This window comes from Corynebacterium atrinae (assembly GCF_030408455.1).
Classification (GTDB): domain Bacteria; phylum Actinomycetota; class Actinomycetes; order Mycobacteriales; family Mycobacteriaceae; genus Corynebacterium; species Corynebacterium atrinae.
The window spans coordinates 1,127,391-1,146,828 of record NZ_CP046977.1; the positions used below are offsets into that span (position 1 = coordinate 1,127,391).

Here is a 19,438-nt window from a genome sequence, read left to right on the forward strand (position 1 = left end):
CCCTTAAGAGGTAGTGGCGGCTTCATTGGCGGCCTCGCGGCGCGCGATGGCCGGTGCGAAGGCCACCGCCAACAAGGAGATGGACGCAGCAATGATGATGTAGATGGCGATGGGGTGCCACTGGTTGTTGAACTCGTGCAGCAGCCAGGTCGCGATCAATGGCGCGGTTCCGCCGGCGAGGGCAGCGCCGATTTGGTAGCCCAAGGTGACGCCGGTGTAGCGGATGCGAGGGGAGAAAATTTCTGAGCTCATCGTGCCGAGCGTGGCGGTGACCGGCGGCCACACCACTCCGAGGCCGATGACGACGGCGGCGAACACTGCCCAGTTAGCGCCGGTGTCCAGGAGGAGGAAGAAGGGGAAGGCGAAGGCGGCGATGGCTACGGCGCCTGTGACATAGACCCGGGTCCGCCCAACACGGTCAGAGAGTGTGCCCATGACCGGGATCATGATCGTCGAGGCGAAGGCTCCGAGGCTGACCGCATTGAGGACGGTGGAGCGCTGGAAATCAAGAGTGCCCGTGGCGTAGGAGGCGACGAAGGTGGCGAAGATGTAGAACGGGGCGGTTTCTACGACCTTGATGCCCACGGCGACGAGGACGGCGGGGAAGTGGTGGGTAAGAGTTTCAAGCAAAGGGATCTTGGCCACGTCGCCGCTCTTGCGGGCCTTTTCGAAGTCATCGGTCTCACCGAGGCCGGAACGAATCCACAAGCCGACGAAGACGAGAACGATGGAAGCGATGAACGGGATGCGCCAGCCGATGCCCAAGAGGAACTCATCGCCGAAGGAAGAGACGATGGCGAATGCCAGCGAAGACAGGAGCATGCCGATGGTGATGCCCATCTGGGGGACAGAACCGAAGAAACCGCGGCGACCCTTCGGTGCGTTTTCGAAGGCGAGGAGCATCGCCCCTCCCCATTCGCCGCCGATGGCCAAGCCTTGGATGATGCGGCAGATCACCAACAGGATGGGGGCCGCGATGCCGATCTGGTCATAGGTGGGGATGAGTCCGATGGCGACGGTGGCGGCGCCCATCATAGTGAGGGTGACCACGAGGGTGACTTTGCGGCCGACTCGGTCGCCAAAGTGGGAGAAGATGATGCCGCCGAAGGGGCGGACGAAGAAAGTCAACGCCAGCGTGAGATAAGACAGCATCTGGGAGACGAAGGGATCGTCCGTGGGGAAGAACTGGTGGTTGAAGATCAACGCGGAGGCGGTGGCGTAGAGGAAGAAGTCGTACCACTCGATCGAGCTTCCGGAAAGGGCGGCGGTGAGGACTCGGGCGTGCTTCTTCTTGGTTTCCCGAGGCGGAGTGGTGACAGATTCGGTCATGTGCGCAGCCTTTTCGTGGTCGAGGCGGTAGCCACCCGGATGTGTTTCGGGTTCGATCCGCCAAAGTAAGTGATGTAGGGCACAGTACAATGTTACTGGGTCCCGCGTCTAGGTTCGAGGGGAAAACTTGGCAGCTTAGCTGGTGGTGGACTTGCCCGCCCACACCCCGGTGACGTGGCCTAGGTGCTGGCTGATCAGGGAGAACATTCTCTCCGGGTCACGTTGAGCGATCGTTTCTACCAGGTCCACATGTTCCCGTGCTGTCTGCTCTAATTGGCCAGAATTGGCCAGATCGCGCAGTCCGGACAGGCGCGCCATGGAACGCAAAGAGCGGAGATGGCGGACGGCAACCGAGTTACCGGCCGCCGCGAGTAATCCCAAATGTAGGGAAGAATCGAGTCGAATGAACTCAATGAGGTCGCCGTTGTCGGCCGCCTCGAGGCTATCGGCGGCCAAGGAGCGCGAGGAAGCAAGCAAAGCGGCGGGGAGGCCCTGTTCGGCTAGTCGCACCATGAGGGGAATCTCGATGAACCGCCGTAGTTCCACGTGTTGGGCGTGGACCTCGGGCGAGATCTCCAGCACCCGGTAACCCTTGTAGCGCAGCGCTACGACGTGGCCTTCGTTTGCTAGGTCGAGCATGGCCTCACGAACGGGAGTGGCGGAGATTCCGAACTTGTCGGCCAGGGTCGGAGCGCTAAGAACCTGGCCTGGGGCAAGCTCGCCCACGATGATCGCGTGGCGGAGATGTTCGGCTACTTGCTCGCGGAGGGGGATATCCCGCGGCTCATCCAGCCGGGGAAGGCGACGGGCGTCAGTGAGCGCAGAGAGTGGGGGCGTGCCTGGCATAGTCCGCATTATGCCCCAGCGGCCTGGACTCAGTGGTCGATTCCCGGGGAGGGAAGGGTTTTATTCACCTCGCCCCGGGGGCATTGTCGCTGTTCACTGTGGCTGCAAACCGGAATGAGGAAACTAAATAGACAACACGGTATGTTAGGACTGGACTAATCGGTGCTAAGTTGTCGGCAGTAGAACCGATTTTTACAACGTCAAGGAGCAAACAAACATGTCCGACCTCACCCCGAACCATCAGTCCGGCGAGCCGCTGCAGCCCATCGACGCGGAGAAGCTCGCTTCCCTGGCGGAGAAGAACATTAATAACCCCGAGGGCGGTCGCAAGACCATCCGCACGCACACCGAGGCGGACGGCCTGTTCCGCAACTACACCCAGATCCGCGACCTGGAACCCGTCCTCGTCTCCGAGCCGCCGCAGCTCCTCGGGGACGATTCCGCCCCCAACCCCACGGAGGTGGCCCAGTCCGCTCTCGCGGCCTGCATCTCGGTGGGCATTCAAGCAATTGCCACCCACCGTGGCGTGACCTTGACCAAGATTGCCATTGATATCGAGTCTGACATTGATATCTCCCCGACCTGGGGCGTCGGCGACCTCAACGATGTGAAGCGCCCGGGTGTCTCCGATGTCCGCGTCAAGATCGCCTTGGAGGGTGATGCTGATCGCGAGACCCTCGACCAGATTCAGAAGGATGCCATCACCTGGTCGCCCGTAGTCAACACCTACACCCGCCCCGCCACGCTGACGTCCGAGTTGATCTGATGACTATCACCGCGACCACCGTGACCGCCCCGCAGGTCCTGGCGACCATCGCTGAGCAGGCCAAGGGAGTGGACAACAACGAGATATCCGCCCGCTATGGCATCGAGTTGCTGGGACAGCGAGATGAGATCCTCCGTGGCGACCTGCTGGAGAGGGTGCGCCAGCTCCGCGAAATTGCCTCCGTGGATTTGTCCGTCGCTTTCGGCTTGTGGGCCCACACCATGGTGGTCACCTATCTCCAGACTGCTGACACCGCCTATGCCCGCGAGCTTCTCCCGGAGTTGCTGCAAGGTCGGCGCCCCGGAGTGACCGGCATGGCCTCGGCGTTCAAGGAGGCGGCTGGTGCTGGGCAGATAGATCTCCGCGCCGAGCGCACCGAGGGTGGCTACCTTCTCAACGGCAAGCTGAATTGGGCTTCTAACCTGGCCGATGATGCTGTCATCGTCACCGCAGGCAAGACCGAGGACGGGGAGCGGGTGTTGGTCGTCCTCGATGGCGATGCCCCGGGTGTCACCCTCGGCCAGCCCTTCGCTCTGCTGGGACTCAACGCGACGTCGTCGGCGTGGGTGTCTCTCGACGGAGTGTTCGTCGACGATGAACAGGTGCTCAGCACTGACTTCGCGAACTTCGTGGCCGCGGTGCGACCCACCTTCGTCGTGCTGCAAACCTCCGAATGCCTCGGAGTGGCGGAAGCCGCCATTGAGGCAGCCGCCCAGCGCCTCCACGGCGTCAACGAGGTGCTCACGGACGACGTGGAGGAGGCTGCGAGTCGGATTCGCACGCTCGTCGATAAGCAAGAAGACCTGGCGCGGCGGATCGATGGGTGCGAGGCAGTGACGAAGGTGGAGCTGCTGGAGCTGCGCCTGGCCGCGGCGGAGGCCGCTGTCGCTGCTGCCAACCTCGAGGTGCGACTCGCGGGTGGAGCGGGATACGCGCAGAGCTCGCCGGCGTCACGGCGCTTCCGCGAGGCCGCGTTCATCCCCGTGCAATCGCCCTCGGAGACCCAGCTGAAGTGGGAACTGCAGCGAGCTCGCGAACAACAGGAAGGCTAAAGCGTGATAGTAACTGCGGAACGCCTCCGGGCGGCAGCCGGGACCTTTCCTACCGGAGTCACCATCGTGACCACCCACACCGCGGAAGGACAGGACGTGGGCCTGACCGTGAGCGCGTTTTCCTCGCTCTCGCTCGACCCCGCGATGGTTGTGCTCAGCGTGGATAACGCCTCGACCTCGCTGCCATCCCTAAAGGTCGGCGGGCCCATCGGAGTATCGGTGCTGGCGGAGGGACAGGAGTACTTGGCGCGCCAGTTCTCCCGCCGTGGCATCGACCGCTTCGAGGGGGTCCACACGGAACGGCGCGCGGATAACGTGCCCACGGTGCATGGCGCGGCGGCCTGGTTCGTCGGCCACATCGCCCACTTTCACGCCGGCGGGGATCACACGATCATTACCGTCGCGGTCGAGGACTGCGGGACCGATGAATCCACCCGCCCGCTGTTGTACCAGCGCGGGCAAATCCACCTGTTCCCGGAGTATCAGATTTAGTCAGGGTGCGTCGGGAATAGCACTGCCTGCTAAGCTGTCCGATAAGTCCATTAGGTGAGAAGGGAATTCCATAGAATGAAACTTGCAGTGATCGGCGGAGATGGCATCGGCCCCGAAGTGACCGCCGAAGCGCTCAAAGTGCTCCGTGCCGTCCGCGATGACATCGAGACCACCGACTATGACCTTGGTGCCCGCCGTTACCTCCGCAGCGGCGAACTCCTCACCGAAGCTGACCTGGACTCCCTCCGCGAGCACGACGCCATCCTCCTCGGCGCCATCGGCGCGCCGGGCCTGGTGGCCCCCGGAGTCCTCGAACGTGGGCTCCTGCTGAAGATGCGCTTCGCCTTGGACCACCATGTCAATCTGCGCCCCTCCAAGCTCTTCGAGGGCGTTGAGTCCCCCTTGAGAAACCCCGGCGAGATCGACTTCGTCGTCGTCCGCGAAGGCACGGAGGGCGCCTACACCGGCAACGGCGGCGGCATCCGCGTGGGCACCCCGCACGAGGTAGCGAACGAGACCTCCGTGAATACCCGCTACGGCGCCGAACGCGTCATCCGCTACGCCTTCGACCTGGCCATGACTCGCCGCAAGCACCTCACCCTCGTGCACAAGACGAACGTCCTCGTCCACGGCGGTGGCCTGTGGCAGCGCGCCGTCGACGAGATCGCCGCCGAGTACCCCGAGGTTACGGTCGACTACGCCCACATTGATGCCGCGACGATCTACCTCATCACCAACCCCTCGCGCTTCGACGTCATCGTCACCGACAACCTCTTCGGCGACATCCTCACCGACGAAGCCGGCGCCGTCTCCGGCGGAATTGGCCTCGCTGCCTCGGGCAATATCGACGCCACCGGCACCAACCCCTCCATGTTCGAGCCGGTCCATGGTTCCGCGCCGGACATCCAAGGCCAGGGCATCGCCGACCCGACCGCCGCCATTTTGTCGGCAGCGATGCTGCTGCGTCACCTTGGTGATGACGCTGCGGCCGCCCGGATCGAAGAGGCCGTGGCTGCCGACGTGGCCACCCGAACCGGAGAGGTACGGACCACAGAGGTAGGCGACCGCATCGTCGCGGCCCTGACCTAGAGTGCGTAGCGTGTTCTTGTAGCGACTACTACAAGGCAAAGGGGAGACACACTACATGCGGCGTCTCATAGCAGTACTGGCCATCGCCACGAGCCTCATGGCGGCGTCCTGCTCCACCACAAAGGACGATACCGAGCCACCGGAACTGGAGTTGGTCAACTCTGAAGTGATTGCCGACGCCGCCGGGACAGGCGTGGAGACGTCCCGCCGCCTCTTCGACAGCTCGGACCTCGTGGTCGTTTCAGAGGACACTCCCCAAGCCCAGACCCGGGCCGCCCACTTCGCCGTCGCCGCCGGTGCGCCCATGCTCTTGGTCGGCGACGGCATGGAAGAAGAACTCGCTCGCCTTCGGGCCTCCCGGGCGATCACGGTCGGATTGGTGGGGCCGCTGCCAGATGGTGTGCAGGTTGCGGTGGCGGAGTCAGGCGACGATCTCGGAGTGCTTGACGTCGCGGGCGTCGCAGCCTTGGACCCCGATTCCGCGAACGGCCTGGACGGCGTGCAACATACGAAGCATTCCCTGCGCATGCCAGTCATGTTGGCCACCGCGCAGACGTCGATCCCCTCGGTGGCTACTGCTCGGGCCGCGGGAGCGCAGGTGGACGTGCTGTCCTACCCCGACCCGAGGATCAGTGCGGAATCGATGAATACGGTCAATGAGGGCAACGTCATCGCCCTCGGACAGCAATTTGGCACCCAGCAGCACTTCGATACCGCTATTGACTTGGCCAAGAACGGCGAGCTCCCGGGCGGCGGCGGCCTTGTGTTTCCCGGCCGGCGCATGATCGCCTTCTACGGGCACCCCTCCGGAGGGGCGCTCGGAGTGATGGGGGAGCAGGGCCCGGACGAGGCGGTCAAGCGAGTGCAAGACCACATCGCCAACTACCAGGCGCTGGAGGAGCTGCCGGTGGTGCCCGCCTTCGAGATTATCGTCACCGTTGCGTCCGCCGCTCCCGGTGACAGCGGCCAATACACCAATGTCGGTGACCCTTCCGAGTTCCTGCCCTACATCGACGCGATTACTAACGCTGGCGGTTACGCCTTCCTCGATCTTCAACCCGGTCGGGCGAGCTTGCTGGAGCAAGCCAAGGTGTACGAGGAGCTACTCAAGCGCCCCAACGTCGGGCTGGCCCTCGACCCTGAGTGGAAGTTGGGCCCAGATGAAAAGCCCCTGACCCAGGTCGGGCATGTCCAAGCGGCTGAGGTCAATGAGGTTGCGGATTGGCTGGCCTCCCTCGTGCGCGACAACGATCTCCCGCAAAAGGGTCTGATCTTGCACCAGTTCCAGAACCAAATGATCCGCGACCGTGAGCAGATCAACACCAATCGCCCTGAGCTGGCTTTCATCCTCCACGCCGATGGCCATGGCGGCCCAGGGGAGAAGCTGGACACCTGGCACGCAGTCCAAGAGGGGCTGGGCCCGGGCTGGTTTATGGCTTGGAAGAACTTCATCGATGAGGACACTCCCACCTTCACCCCTGAACAGACCTATGAGGTCACGCCTCGTCCGTGGTTTGTGTCATATCAGTAGTTTGTCCCTAAAAGGTACCCCCAGCCCTGGCGTCCCACTACGCTAGGGATATGACGGTCGAACTTGAAGAGGTCCGCGATTTCATCGCCGACTTGGAGCCATTCACCCGCCTGCCCGCCTTGGAGTTGGACCATTTGCCAGCGCGGATGAGCATGAGTTACGTCCGTCGGGGAGAGGAAATTGTCCGCGTCGGCGAACCCAATGATGTCCTCTATCTCATTCGTTCCGGCGCCATCGACATCGTTGATGAGGGTGGGATGCTGCTGGACCGCCGCGATGCCGGTCGTACCTTCGGATATTCGACGCTGGTCGGTGAAAACTCTTCCCGCTATTCCATGATCGCCGTAGAGGATTCCCTGCTGCTTACCTTGCCGCGGGAGGATTTCGCTGCGCTCATTGAGCGCAACCCAGACATTGAGCGTTTTTATCAATCGCAATCCCACCGCATCCGCGCCGCCGCTAATGAGCTGCGAGATGACCCCTCCTCCGAGGTCTTGCGGACCCAATTGGCTGATTTCAAGGTTTCTGACCCGGCCTCCATCACGCCGGAATCCACGATCCAGCAGGCGGCACAGTTGATGGAGGAACGCCGAGTATCGTCGCTGCTCATCACCGTCGACGGCCGAGTGCAGGGCATTGTTACGGATCGTGACCTGCGCGGGCGGGTCGTGGCCCAGGGCCTTGATATTCACTTGCCTATTACGGAGATCATGACGGCCAATCCGCGGACGGTGCCTTCGGATACCCTCGCCTTCGAGGCGATGTTGCTCATGGCGGAGATGCGCATCCACCATTTGCCGATCGTCGACGAAGGTCAGCTGACGGGCATCGTGTCCACCGCCGATGTCATGCGTTTGCTTCGCCACGACCCGATTTATCTCACCGCTGATCTGTCGCGCCGCAACTCCCCGGAAGAACTGGCGCATGCGTACGAGCAGGCCTCTGAGGTTGCTGCCCGCTTCATTGAGCGTGGTGCCTCCGCCGAGGAAACCGCCGGCATGATGACCATCGCGGCGGATTCCCTTGCCCGTCGCCTGCTCACTTTGGCAGAGGAGAAGTTTGGGGCACCGCCCGTGCCCTATGCCTTTGTCGTCGTCGGCTCCCAAGGGCGCCGCGAAATGGGTTTGGCGTCCGACCAGGACAATGCGCTCGTGTTGTCCAACGATTTCAATGAGGCTGAGCACGGCGAGTACTTCGCGAAGTTGTCTGAATACGTCAATCGGGGCCTGGACACCGCCGGCCAAGTCCTGTGCCCGGGTGACATGATGGCCATGAACCCGAAGTGGCGCATGACGGTCACGGAGTGGACGAATACCTTCCACACCTGGATCACGGCCCCAGACCCTGACGCTCTCCTGCACGCGCAGACCTTCTTCGACTTTCGCGCTATCCATGGTGACGTGGAGATGGCCGAGCAGGTCCATGCTGATGCGGTCTCCATGGCGCACGGTGCGAGGCGTTTGCATGCCCACCTGGCGTCGCTGGCCGCTCGCCGAGAGCCCCCACTGGGATTCTTCCGCGGGCTCGTCGTGGACAGGTCGGGTGAATACGCCAACACTCTCAACGTGAAGAAGGGCGGCACGGCTGGCATCGTCCAGATGGCGCGGCTATTTTCCTTGGCCTCCGGCGTGCAAGCGGTGAGCACCCGCCGTCGCCTCACCGAAGCCGCCCAGGCCGGGGGAGTCTCTGTCCGCGGCTCCCAGGACCTCCTCGACGCTTTCGAGTACCTGCGCACCATCACTTTCCGCCACCAGGTGATGCAAATCCGGGAGAACGTCACGCCGAACTACAACATCGATCCCAATAAGCTTTCCAAGCTGGATCGTGAGCATCTGCGAGACAGCTTCCAGATCATCAAAGACATGCAAAACGCGCTGGCCACCAAGTACCCGGTGAGGAACATCTGATGTGGCCGTTTCGCTCCCAACCTTCACGAAAGGCCACCGGCGCCCTGGCCGAGTTCTATCTCGCACCCTCACCAGGCCCGGCCACCGCGTTGGATGATCTGCCCCTGCTGGCCGTCGATGTCGAAACGACGGGGCTTAAACCCGACAAGCATGAACTCGTTTCGATCGGCTGGGTGCCCGTCAACGGCCCCACGATCGATCTCTCCGGGGCGGGCTACGTCGTATTGCGTGGCGTCGAGGGCTTTTCGGTGGGTTCCTCCGCCACCATTCACCACCTGACCGACGACCAGATTGCCGCCGGTGTTCCCGCAGCCGACGCCCTCGCCCTCATGCTTGAGGCACTGCAAGGCAGGGTGTTGCTGGCACATTTCGCGGCTATGGAGACAGGCTTCCTTTCTGCGGCGACGAAGAAGCACTTCGGCGCAGAGCTGGAGGTTCCCGTGGTGGACACCTTCGCCATCGAGCGCCGCCACATGGAGCGGATGGGTACCTATCCGCGGGGTGAGGATCTGCGCCTGGCGCGGGTACGCACCCGCTACGGGCTGCCTAGCTATCACAACCACAACGCGCTCACGGATGCTTTGGCGTGCGCCGAACAATACTTGGCTCATCGGGCTAACCTCCCGGCCACGACGCTGAAGGATCTCATGGATTGATGGCGGATGGGAAACAAGTACGCTGTCCTCCATGCGCTTTGGAAGAATTGCCCACCCTGAAGGAATGTGTTTCGCCGTCATCGACGGGGACGATGAGAACAATCTAGTCGCGAAGGAAGTCAAGGAGCACCCGTTCGTCGAGCCTTCCTACACTGGTCGTGAATGGCCCCTGGCCGACGTACGCCTGCTGGCACCGATGCTGCCGGGCAAGATTGTGGCCATTGGTCGCAACTACGCCGATCACGTCGCCGAGGTGTTCCAACAGTCCGCGGAACACCTGCCGCCGACACTGTTCCTTAAGCCGCCGACTTCAGTCGTGGGCCCCGGGGTGCCGATCCGCATCCCAGATTTCGCCACCAACGTGGAGTTCGAGGGCGAACTGGCCTTGGTCATCGCTAAGCCCTGTAAGAATGTCAAGGCTGCAGACTGGAAGTCTGTGGTGTTGGGGTACACCATCGTCAATGATGTTTCCTCCCGCGACCTGCAGTTCTCGGATGGTCAGTGGGCCCGAGCCAAGGGCATCGACACGTTCTGCCCCCTCGGCCCCTGGATTGAGACGGATATCGACGGCATTGACATCGAAAACCTGCTCATCAAGGCCCGCCTTACCCACGATGGGGTGACCTCCATCAAGCAGGATTCCAACTCCGACCAGATGATCATGACCATTCCGGAAATCATCGAATTCATCACCGCCTCGATGACCCTCCTGCCGGGAGACGTGATCTCCACCGGTTCCCCGGCCGGCACCGAAGCTATGGTCCCGGGCGACTTTATCGAAATTGATATCCCGGGCATCGGCAAGCTTGGCAATCCGGTTGCCCGCGCATAGCCACAGCCCCGAGGACTTCGCGGGCTTTTACGCCGAGGGATTTCGCTGGTCGGGCTACCCCAATGAGGGCCTCGTCCGAGAAGTCTCCGGTATGGAGCCGGGTACGGCGCTCGACGTCGGCTGCGGTGAAGGCGCCGATGTCGCTTGGTTGGCGCAGCAAGGCTGGGTGGTCACGGGCATCGATCCCGTGGCCGTCGCCATCGAGCGTACAAAGATGCTTATCGACGCCGAGCAGCTCAGCGCCGAACTCCACGTCACCGGGCTCACGGAGTTCGCGGCCTCCGGCCGCGAGTTCGACCTAGTGAGCTGCTTCTATTGCCCTTTGACGGACGCCGAGGATCTGCTGCAGCTCGTCGCCCCCGGGGGCACGCTTCTTTACGTCCACCATGAAATAGACGGTGACGCGCGGGGGTGGTTGAGCCCCGCGGACGTCGCCAAGCAACTCGGAGCGCGGTGTGCGGAGGTCACTTTGACGCACGCTGAGCGGGCCGTGAAACATGGCGCGGGCGCACATCACCACCGCGACCTCGTCCTGCGGGCGCGACGCTAGAGGCCGAGGGAACGCAGGATCGTCCGCAGTTTGGCGGTCGTCTCTTCTAGTTCCTCTTCAGCATCGGAGTCGGCGACGATGCCGCCTCCGGCCCAGGCTCGGGCGGTGCGGCCATCGCCGGAGACTTCGGCGCAGCGGATGGCCACCATGTACTCGCCATCGCCGGAATCATCGCACCAACCGACGGCCCCAGCGTAGAAGCTGCGGTCGGATTCGGCGGTGTGGATGAGGGCTTCGGCGGCGTCGGTGGGCGTTCCACACACAGCCGGGGTGGGATGGACGTGGAGGGCTAGCTCCAGCGCGGAGAGCGCGGGTTCGGCGAGCGTGCCTACGATTGGGGTGGCCAGGTGCCACATCTCGTTGGTCATGGTGACCTCGGGGATCTCGGCAATGTCGAGGCGGGAGCAGAAGGGGGTCAGCGTGGATCGCAGGTGTTCGACGACGTAGGCGTGTTCTTCGAGGTTTTTCGCGGACTCAGCTAGCTGATGGCCAATGCGTCGATCCGTGTCGGGGTCCGGGTGCCGGGCCGCGGAGCCCGCCAGAGGATAGGCCGAGACGGTAGAACCTTGCCGTTTGATGAGGACCTCGGGGGAGGAGCCGACGAGCATGCTGCCCGGCAGACCAGCCGGAGTGAGGTCGGCGATAAAGCCGTCACGGTTGACCGAATTGTCGATGAGTCGGGCAGCGACGAGCAATGGGTCCACCGGGGGATCGAAGGTGATGTCGACGGCGCGGGCGAGGACCACTTTCTCCAACTTGGAGGCCTGAATCGTGCTGATCGCCGCCTCCACCCGCCGCAGGTGCTCCTCCGGCTCGGGATCGACTCCCGCGAAGGTGGCGGACAACATTGCGCCGGGGCCTTGGCGGTAATAAGCGTGCGGCTCCAGGGGGCCGTCCTCCCGGATGACCTTCTCTGGGACCGTCAGCGCGGCCGGGGCGGAGCGGTCGAAGGGGAGAGCCCCGACGACGATGGGCACGCGGCGGGATCGAAGCGCGTCGATGGCTGCCCAGGGGCCCGTAAATGACTCCACGCTCCCTTGAGAGCGTACCGAGCCATGCGCGCGGGACAGCAGGAAGTCCGGCGCGCTGGCGGGGCGATGAGCACACATGGAGAAACACTTTAGCGCCCGGTGCCGTGCGGCCGTTAGTTGTGCAGGTCCTCACGGGCCATGCGGGAACGCATCCGAAAGGCCAATCCCTCGAATGGTGCGGGGCCGGGGCGGCATTGTTGACGTTCGGGAACGTGGACGTCGCAAAGCACCTGCTCGCTACGATCGCTAACGAAAAATCCTGCCAATACCACCGGAGTTGCCCGGGGTCTGGGACCTCCTCCGACCCCGCGGCCGTCGACCAGTAACATGACGGACATGACTGATGTTCGAGTTCGCTTCTGCCCATCGCCCACCGGAACCCCCCACGTCGGGCTGGTGCGCACCGCTCTGTTCAACTGGGCATACGCCCGCCACACCGGCGGCGTCATGGTCTTTCGCATCGAAGACACCGATGCCGCCCGCGATAGCGAGGAGTCGTACCAAGCGATCATCGATGGCCTCACCTGGCTTGGACTCGACTGGGACGAGGGCGTCGAAAAAGGCGGCCCGCACGAGCCCTACCGCCAGTCCCAGCGCATGGACATCTATGCAGATGTCCTGAAAAAGCTTATCGACGCCGGCGAGGTGTATCCCGCCTACTCCACCGCAGCGGAGGTGGAAGAACGCCACAAGGCGGCTGGTCGGGACCCCAAGCTCGGATACGACAACTTTGATCGCGACCTCAGCGACGAGCAGGTGGCCGCCTTCGAGGCCGAGGGCCGTCAGCCCGTGTGGCGCCTGCGCATGCCCGAGCAGGATTGGAAGTGGAATGACCTCGTCCGCGGCGAGGTGGAATTCAAAGCTGCCACCCAGCCCGACTTCGTCGTCGCCCGTTCCAATGGTGCTCCGCTCTACACCCTGGTCAACCCCGTCGACGACGCGCTGATGAAGGTCACGCACGTCCTCCGCGGCGAGGACCTCTTGCCCTCCACCCCGCGCCAGCTCGCGCTTTATGAAGCCCTCAAGCGCATCGGCATCGCCGACTTCACCCCGCAGTTCGGCCACCTGCCCTTCGTCATGGGGGAAGGCAACAAGAAGCTGTCCAAGCGCGACCCCGAATCGAACCTGTTCAACCACCGCGAAAACGGCATCATCCCCGAGGGCATGCTCAACTACCTGGCGCTGCTCGGGTGGTCCCTGTCCGCGGATCAGGACATCTTCTCCGTGGATGACCTGGTGGCCAACTTCGATGTCGCTAATGTGCTGGGCAACCCTGCTCGCTTCGACCAGAAGAAGCTGGAGGCCATCAACGCCGACCACATTCGTCTGCTTTCCTCCGAGGATTTCGCCGCGCGCCTGCGCGCCTACCTCAGTGAGTACACCGATTTCCCCGCCGACTACCCGGCGGACAAGTTCGCCATCGCCGCTGACTTGGTCCAGACCCGCATTAAGGTGCTTTCCGACGCCTACGGTCTCCTCAAATTCCTGGTCACCCCAGATTCCGAGCTGGTCCTCGACGAGAAGTCCGCCCGCAAGAACCTCAAGGAGGACGCTGTCGAGCCCCTCGAGGCCGGCATCGTGGCCCTCGAGGCCGTGGAGAATTGGACAACCCCGGAGATCGAAGCCGCTCTGTCCAAGGCGCTCATCGAGGATCTGGAGCTCAAGCCCCGCAAAGCCTACGGCGCCCTGCGCGTCGCCCTTTCCGGTGCGGCTGTCTCCCCGCCGCTGTTCGAGTCGATGGAACTCCTCGGCCGGGAATCCACCCTTGCTCGCTTGCGGGCAGCTCGCGCCGAAACGCCCTTCGAGGCTTAAGGGGCGTAGCGGAGCAAATCCCCGGGCTGACAGTCCAGGGCGTGGCATAAGGCGGCCAAGGTGGTGAATCTCACCGCCTTGGCCCTTCCGTTTTTCAAGACTGCGAGGTTGGCCGGGGTGATGCCCACCCGCTCGGCGAGCTCTCCCACGGACATCTTGCGTGTGGCCAACATGACGTCGATGTCGACGACGATGCTCCCTTCGCTGCTGGCCATTAAATGACCCCCTCGAGATCGGCGGAAAAGCCGGTGGCCTGGACAAGCAGCGTGCGCTGGACGTAGACGATGAGCGCGACCCCGCACACGAGGAGGGCAGCCAGGAAAGCAACGAGAACGAGTCCTGGCGCATCGTCGACTTCGGCGACGACGTAGCCCGCGAGAAGAATGCATGCGGCGAACCCAAAAATGGCCCCGATGATTCGATTAACCCAGGTGATTGCCGTGGGGGAGAAGACCGTGTCAGCGTTGACCAGGTTGAGGAGTTTCCAGATGCACAGCGCTGCGAATTGGAGGCACCCCAAGCCAATGACGATGCAGAGTGTGAGCGCTATCCGGGCGAGGAGGGTTTCGGTGCCGAAGAAGAGCAAGCCGATGGCGAAGCGGAGCTGGATGGCGCCGCTTCCGATGATGCCCAGGACTAAAATGCCCCGGAGAAGGGTGATGAGTCTGGCTGACATGGCACTCCTACTATCGATGAACGTGAGATAGCTATCGTATATCGATAGGGATGTGGTTGGAAAGCCGTGACCACGGAGGGGAGTTTTCGCAGTTGGTGAAGCGCCGTGAACAGGGGATTTGGCCATGTTGCACCGTTGTGGTTATAGTATTCAACGTTGCTCACCGCGAGTGAGGGACTAAAAATCACATAATGGCCTATGGTGTAATTGGCAACACTACGGTTTCTGGTACCGTCATTCTAGGTTCGAGTCCTGGTAGGCCAGCCGCAGAGCAATCTGCTGGCGAAGGTTCATTCGCTTCGCCCCGTTCGTCTAGCGGCCTAGGACGTCGGCCTCTCACGCCGGTAACACGGGTTCAAATCCCGTACGGGGTACAACTGAAAACAGGGCTCCCAAACGTTTAGTTTGGGGGCCCTGTTTTCGTTTCTAAAACAAGTTTTACCCCCGAACTAACTTTTGGTGCGTGGCCCACAACAGGGCCAACAATATGGCGGGGGTAACGTCAGATAACAATTGTGACAAAACCCCTTTTCACCTCAAGGAACTGGGCATATAGTGCAATTAACGGAGAGGATCCAACCTCGAAGACCCGGTACCAGGTAGAGGGAAGATCGGTACTCCGACTGTAGGAAGATACCGGAAGGAGAGCATATGGCAGAAGGTAAAAACCATATCTCCGGACGCATCGCAGGCGTCCTCCCATAAGCGGCATCGCCAGAATCCAGAACTTCCAGGCGCACAGCATGCGCGAAGTAGGAGCTACACGGGAGCGATATGAAGCGAATGGCGTCAACCGAACCCCACGGTAAGGACAAGCCAACCCCCGGCCCCTAAAGTTCCCAAGGAACCCCAGCGGACGTGGCCACGAGGCATCACCAACTCGGGTCAACGAAACTTTCGCAACCACAGTCGGTAGCGGTGGATCTCCCATCGTCCAAGGTTCGGAATCACCCACCACCTCGCAGGTGGTGGGTTTCTATGTGCGCGTCGTGGCCCAGGCAACGCCCGTTGACCAGGTGATTTGTGGTAGAAGTAGGGGGCAGATTATTGTTATGAAGTCCGCTTCGGACAGTGCCTAACAGCGAACACGCCCCGTTCGTCTAGCGGCCTAGGACGTCGGCCTCTCACGCCGGTAACACGGGTTCAAATCCCGTACGGGGTACAACTCAGGGTCTCTCACCACTTGGTGGAAGGCCCTGGTTTTTTGTTGACAGGCTTGGTGGCTACAAGAATTCTCTAGAATGCATCCGGCTACTTTACGTTTCCGCAGGTCGCGGAGAATCGGAATTCGCATTCTAGAGAATTCATGTTGATCGCGACGCCCGCCACTTCCAACGACGAAAGAATAGTGCGCGAAGGCGTTGTAGCGCCGGGGAGTTCAACAAGATTAGACGGCGGGGCGGAAACTGCGGACGCCCAATGCAATGAGGGCAACTCCACCCGCCGCATTGATCACCCGGATCCACCTCCGCGGATCGAAACGGACAGCTAGGGACGTCAATCCAAATGACCATGCGCCGAGCCACACGGTCATGACAACAATATGGACACCGGCCAAGGCAAGCATGGAAGACACGGAAACCCCATCGGTGTTGACGAACTGCGGTGCCAGAGTGAGATACACCGAGGCAGCCTTCACATTCAAAACATTTGCCACATATGCCTGCCATAGTCGTCGACACTGATGCCCGGCAGAGTCTGCCTGTTCGTTCCGGGAGGTCTTTGGCTGACGGCGATAGCCCTGCCAAATGAGAAATATCCCGAGCCCCACCAAATAGACCGCCCCGGCCAGACGGACAACGTGGTAAAGCTCGGCGGAGCGCATTACCAACGCAGCGAGTCCAAAACCTGCGAGAACGGCATGAGTCAGGATTCCGGCTGCCGTCCCGACGATGGTCGCCCAAGCGCCTCGTCGATCGCCAGCCAGACCGCGAGTACTGACCAGCGCGAAGCTCGCTCCGGGTGTCAGTACCAAGGGCGTGACGGCCAAGCCGAAGCCGAGAATCGCTGCTATCGGAAGCATAAGGACATTCTCTTCTACGATCGGGCGGCACACAAGGGCGGGTTGAGGGACGAAAAGGGTCGGAGATCCATCCTCAAATAGCCACCCAAACAGCGATCAACAGGTCTCACTTGAGGCGGTGGACTGCCGGACTACCTTCAGACCCATCGGCTGGCTGCCGATGGAAGACGCTCAGGCCATCATCCTTCCGCCGCGAGCCCCTTTCTCGGGCAGCTGCACTACTCAATGCAGTGAGCCTTTCGGAGCACTGACTAAAGACGATGCCCCGGTGCCAGGCCGGAGCACCAGCACTTCTTGTCCCTTGAGTCCACGCAGACCATAAAACCCGCACTTCCTAACAACTCCAGGGTGAATCCCCCTTCCAAACCTGCCAAGTTGTTAGGAAGTGGGTCAAGTCCGCGGGTTTTGGGTTAGCCACCAGACAAGAAAATCAGCCAGGAACATGATCCAAGAGCATTTGTACCCCGTACGGGATTTGAATCCGTGTTACCGGCATGGTGGCTACACAGATTCTCTAGAATGCATCCGGCTACTTCACGTTTCCGCAGGTCGCGGAGAATCTGAATTCACATTCTAGAGAATTTTTGTTGATCGCGACTTCCTGATCGCGACGCCAGTCGCTTCCAGCGACGGAGGAACAGTGCCAAGGTCTACAACGCCTTCGAGAGCTGTTGCGCTGAATTGACGAGCTCGGCGCTCCACTTGTGCCCAGGGTGGGGGCGCAGGCGTTCGGCGGGGCCCGAGATGGACAGTACGGCGACGAGGGTCCCGGCGGAGGAGAAGACGGGAGCGGAGAGGGAGGCGAGGCCGACTTCGCGTTCGGCGACGGACTCGGACCAGCCTTGGTGGCGGACTTCGTCGAGTTCCTCGGCGGTGAAGGCGGCGTGGGGGAGGAGGGCGTCGCGAAGCTGTGTGCTGCCGTGGGCGAGGAAGATTTTGGCGGCGGACCCGGAGGTGAGGGGCAGTTGGGAGCCGACGGGGACGGTGTTTTGGAGTCCGGCAGCGGGCTCTTGGGCGGCGACGCAGGTGCGGGTGTCGCCGTCGAGCTCGTAGAGCTGGACGGATTCGCCGGTGATGTCTTTGAGTGCGGACATGAGGGGGAGGGCGGCGTCGATAAGCAGGTCTTTGCCGCCGGCGTTAAGGGCGGCGATGGTGGGGCCGGTGGACCAGCGACCGTCCGGGCCGCGGGAGAGGAGGCGGTGGGCTTCGAGGGCGGTGGCCAGGCGGTGGGTGGTGGCGCGGGGTAGGCCGGTGGTCTCGCACAGTTCGGTGAGCGAGAGGGGTTCGGCGGCGACTGCTTGCAGGATTGCTACGGAGCGATCGAGTACTTTAATGCCGGAAACTGCGTTATACTGTCCCATGCGGTGATACTATCATCCCATCGTATGAGATTTCTAGACGGAAAGAGGCGGTGAACATCCATGGCCGACAAACTCACGCTCGCTGAGAAGGTGTGGAACGACCATATTGTTGCCAAGGGCGAGAACGGGGACCCCGATCTGCTCTATATCGATCTGCAGCTCCTGCACGAAGTTACCTCCCCGCAGGCCTTCGATGGGCTGCGCCTCGCTGGGCGTAAGCTCCGCCGCCCTGACCTTCACCTCGCCACCGAGGACCACAATGTCCCCACTGAGGGAATTGTCTCCGGCAACCTGCTTGAGATCGCGGAACCGACCTCGCGTGTCCAGGTGGAAACGCTGCGTAAGAACTGCGCTGAGTTTGGGGTGCGCCTGCACCCGATGGGCGATGTCAAGCAGGGCATCGTCCACACCGTGGGCCCGCAGCTCGGCGCGACCCAGCCGGGCATGACGATCGTCTGCGGTGACTCGCACACGTCCACCCACGGGGCGTTCGGTTCCATCGCGATGGGCATTGGTACCTCCGAGGTCGAACACGTCATGGCGACGCAGACGCTGCCCCTCAAGCCGTTCAAGACGATGGCCATCGAGGTCTCCGGTGAGCTGCAGCCGGGGGTGACGGCGAAGGATCTCATCTTGGCGATCATCGCCAAGATTGGTACCGGCGGCGGCCAAGGGCACATCATTGAATACCGCGGTGAGGCCATCGAGAAGCTGTCCATGGAAGCCCGGATGACCATCTGCAACATGTCCATCGAGGCTGGCGCGAGGGCTGGCATGGTGGCCCCGGACCAAAAGACCTTTGACTACGTCCAGGGCCGTGAGTTCGCTCCGAAGGGCGCCGACTGGGACGCCGCCGTGGAGTATTGGAAGACGCTGCCGACGGATGAGGGCGCGACCTTTGACACGGTCGTCGAGATCGACGGCTCAGCGCTCACCCCCTTCATCACCTGGGGCACCAACCCCGGCCAGGGCCTGCCGCTGAGTGCGGAGGTCCCGGACCCGGAGACCTTCACCAATGACTCCGACAAGGCCGCCGCCGAGAAGGCCCTCGCCTACATGGGTCTGACCCCCGGAACTCCGCTTCGCGACGTCGCCATCGACACCGTCTTCCTCGGATCCTGCACCAATGCGCGGATCGAGGATCTGCGCGAAGCCGCCGAAGTCGTCCGGGGTCGCTCCATCGCTCCTAATACCCGCATGCTCGTCGTTCCTTCCTCCACCATGGTCAAGGAACAGGCCGAAGAAGAAGGGCTGGACAAGATTTTCACCGAGTTCGGCGCTGAGTGGCGCACCGCCGGCTGCTCCATGTGCTTGGGCATGAATCCCGACCAGCTCGCACCCGGTGAGCGCTCCGCTTCCACCTCGAACCGCAACTTCGAGGGCCGCCAGGGCCCGGGAGGACGAACCCACCTCGTGTCCCCGCCCGTCGCCGCCGCCACCGCAGTGCTGGGCCATCTGGCCTCACCCGCCGACCTCTAAGGAGAC

Annotated in this window: 18 protein-coding genes and 3 tRNA genes; 14 read left to right on the forward strand and 7 right to left on the reverse strand. The window is 62.4% G+C overall.

Annotated elements, in window-relative coordinates; genetic code table 11:
* Positions 1 to 3: 3 nt before the first annotated feature.
* Together CATRI_RS05635 and CATRI_RS05640 are read right to left on the reverse strand one after the other, a co-directional pair.
* Entirely contained in the window at positions 4 to 1,329 is a 1,326-nt protein-coding gene (locus CATRI_RS05635; RefSeq protein WP_290220478.1) for an MFS transporter, read from the reverse strand.
* Positions 1,330 to 1,464: 135 nt separating this feature from the next.
* Complete coding sequence (locus tag CATRI_RS05640) at positions 1,465 to 2,175, reverse strand: GntR family transcriptional regulator (protein WP_290220480.1); 711 nt, start codon at positions 2,173 to 2,175, stop codon at positions 1,465 to 1,467.
* Between the two features lie 217 nt (positions 2,176 to 2,392).
* Between CATRI_RS05640 and CATRI_RS05645 the strand changes: the two genes are divergently transcribed.
* The 9 genes from CATRI_RS05645 (at position 2,393) to CATRI_RS05685 (ending at position 11,050) form a co-directional block, all read left to right on the forward strand.
* Complete coding sequence (locus CATRI_RS05645) at positions 2,393 to 2,941, forward strand: OsmC family protein (RefSeq protein ID WP_290220481.1); 549 nt, start codon at positions 2,393 to 2,395, stop codon at positions 2,939 to 2,941.
* Complete coding sequence (locus tag CATRI_RS05650; protein ID WP_290220483.1) at positions 2,941 to 3,993, forward strand: acyl-CoA dehydrogenase family protein; 1,053 nt, start codon at positions 2,941 to 2,943, stop codon at positions 3,991 to 3,993. Before CATRI_RS05645 ends, CATRI_RS05650 begins: the two co-directional genes overlap by 1 nt.
* 3 nt (positions 3,994 to 3,996) lie before the next feature.
* A complete protein-coding gene (locus CATRI_RS05655; RefSeq protein WP_290220485.1) occupies positions 3,997 to 4,485 on the forward strand; it encodes a flavin reductase family protein in 489 nt (162 codons plus the stop codon).
* A 75-nt stretch (positions 4,486 to 4,560) separates the two neighbouring features.
* Complete coding sequence (locus tag CATRI_RS05660) at positions 4,561 to 5,574, forward strand: 3-isopropylmalate dehydrogenase (RefSeq protein WP_290220487.1); 1,014 nt, start codon at positions 4,561 to 4,563, stop codon at positions 5,572 to 5,574.
* A 55-nt stretch (positions 5,575 to 5,629) separates the two neighbouring features.
* On the forward strand, positions 5,630 to 7,105 hold the full coding sequence (locus tag CATRI_RS05665; RefSeq protein ID WP_290220489.1) for a cell wall-binding repeat-containing protein: 1,476 nt from the start codon (positions 5,630 to 5,632) through the stop codon (positions 7,103 to 7,105).
* Positions 7,106 to 7,155: 50 nt separating this feature from the next.
* Positions 7,156 to 9,012, forward strand: a complete 1,857-nt coding sequence (locus tag CATRI_RS05670; protein ID WP_290220491.1) for a DUF294 nucleotidyltransferase-like domain-containing protein — start codon at positions 7,156 to 7,158, stop codon at positions 9,010 to 9,012.
* Positions 9,012 to 9,668: an exonuclease domain-containing protein gene (locus CATRI_RS05675; RefSeq protein WP_290220493.1), complete on the forward strand. Its 657-nt coding sequence runs from the start codon at positions 9,012 to 9,014 to the stop codon at positions 9,666 to 9,668. Before CATRI_RS05670 ends, CATRI_RS05675 begins: the two co-directional genes overlap by 1 nt.
* Positions 9,669 to 9,699: 31 nt before the next feature.
* Positions 9,700 to 10,500, forward strand: a complete 801-nt coding sequence (locus CATRI_RS05680; RefSeq protein ID WP_290220495.1) for a fumarylacetoacetate hydrolase family protein — start codon at positions 9,700 to 9,702, stop codon at positions 10,498 to 10,500.
* Positions 10,487 to 11,050, forward strand: a complete 564-nt coding sequence (locus CATRI_RS05685) for a class I SAM-dependent methyltransferase (protein ID WP_290220496.1) — start codon at positions 10,487 to 10,489, stop codon at positions 11,048 to 11,050. The genes CATRI_RS05680 and CATRI_RS05685 overlap by 14 nt, the downstream gene beginning before the upstream one ends.
* Here the strand turns inward: CATRI_RS05685 and CATRI_RS05690 are convergent.
* Positions 11,047 to 12,159 (reverse strand): isochorismate synthase, encoded by a 1,113-nt coding sequence (locus CATRI_RS05690; RefSeq protein WP_290220498.1) that lies wholly within the window; start codon positions 12,157 to 12,159, stop codon positions 11,047 to 11,049. The two genes, CATRI_RS05685 and CATRI_RS05690, sit on opposite strands and share 4 nt — an antisense overlap.
* Before the next feature lie 249 nt (positions 12,160 to 12,408).
* On the opposite strand from CATRI_RS05690, the gene gltX reads away from it, so the two are divergent.
* Positions 12,409 to 13,893, forward strand: a complete 1,485-nt coding sequence (gene gltX / locus CATRI_RS05695) for a glutamate--tRNA ligase (protein WP_290220500.1) — start codon at positions 12,409 to 12,411, stop codon at positions 13,891 to 13,893.
* Here the strand turns inward: gltX and CATRI_RS05700 are convergent.
* Together CATRI_RS05700 and CATRI_RS05705 are read right to left on the reverse strand one after the other, a co-directional pair.
* Complete coding sequence (locus CATRI_RS05700; RefSeq protein WP_290220502.1) at positions 13,890 to 14,108, reverse strand: helix-turn-helix domain-containing protein; 219 nt, start codon at positions 14,106 to 14,108, stop codon at positions 13,890 to 13,892. The two genes, gltX and CATRI_RS05700, sit on opposite strands and share 4 nt — an antisense overlap.
* Positions 14,108 to 14,569, reverse strand: a complete 462-nt coding sequence (locus tag CATRI_RS05705) for a DUF2975 domain-containing protein (RefSeq protein ID WP_290220504.1) — start codon at positions 14,567 to 14,569, stop codon at positions 14,108 to 14,110. The genes CATRI_RS05700 and CATRI_RS05705 overlap by 1 nt, the downstream gene beginning before the upstream one ends.
* Before the next feature lie 192 nt (positions 14,570 to 14,761).
* On the opposite strand from CATRI_RS05705, the gene CATRI_RS05710 reads away from it, so the two are divergent.
* The 3 genes from CATRI_RS05710 (at position 14,762) to CATRI_RS05720 (ending at position 15,731) form a co-directional block, all read left to right on the forward strand.
* Positions 14,762 to 14,833: transfer RNA gene (locus CATRI_RS05710), tRNA-Gln, on the forward strand.
* A gap of 37 nt (positions 14,834 to 14,870) precedes the next feature.
* Positions 14,871 to 14,943: transfer RNA gene (locus CATRI_RS05715), tRNA-Glu, on the forward strand.
* A 715-nt stretch (positions 14,944 to 15,658) separates the two neighbouring features.
* A tRNA-Glu gene (locus CATRI_RS05720) sits at positions 15,659 to 15,731 on the forward strand.
* 225 nt (positions 15,732 to 15,956) lie between these two features.
* Here the strand turns inward: CATRI_RS05720 and CATRI_RS05725 are convergent.
* Together CATRI_RS05725 and CATRI_RS05730 are read right to left on the reverse strand one after the other, a co-directional pair.
* On the reverse strand, positions 15,957 to 16,592 hold the full coding sequence (locus tag CATRI_RS05725) for a LysE family translocator (RefSeq protein WP_290220506.1): 636 nt from the start codon (positions 16,590 to 16,592) through the stop codon (positions 15,957 to 15,959).
* A gap of 650 nt (positions 16,593 to 17,242) precedes the next feature.
* Complete coding sequence (locus CATRI_RS05730; protein WP_290220508.1) at positions 17,243 to 17,953, reverse strand: IclR family transcriptional regulator; 711 nt, start codon at positions 17,951 to 17,953, stop codon at positions 17,243 to 17,245.
* Between the two features lie 60 nt (positions 17,954 to 18,013).
* Here CATRI_RS05730 and leuC point away from each other — a divergent pair, with 60 nt between their 5' ends.
* Complete coding sequence (leuC, locus tag CATRI_RS05735; RefSeq protein WP_290220511.1) at positions 18,014 to 19,432, forward strand: 3-isopropylmalate dehydratase large subunit; 1,419 nt, start codon at positions 18,014 to 18,016, stop codon at positions 19,430 to 19,432.
* Positions 19,433 to 19,438: the final 6 nt, after the last annotated feature.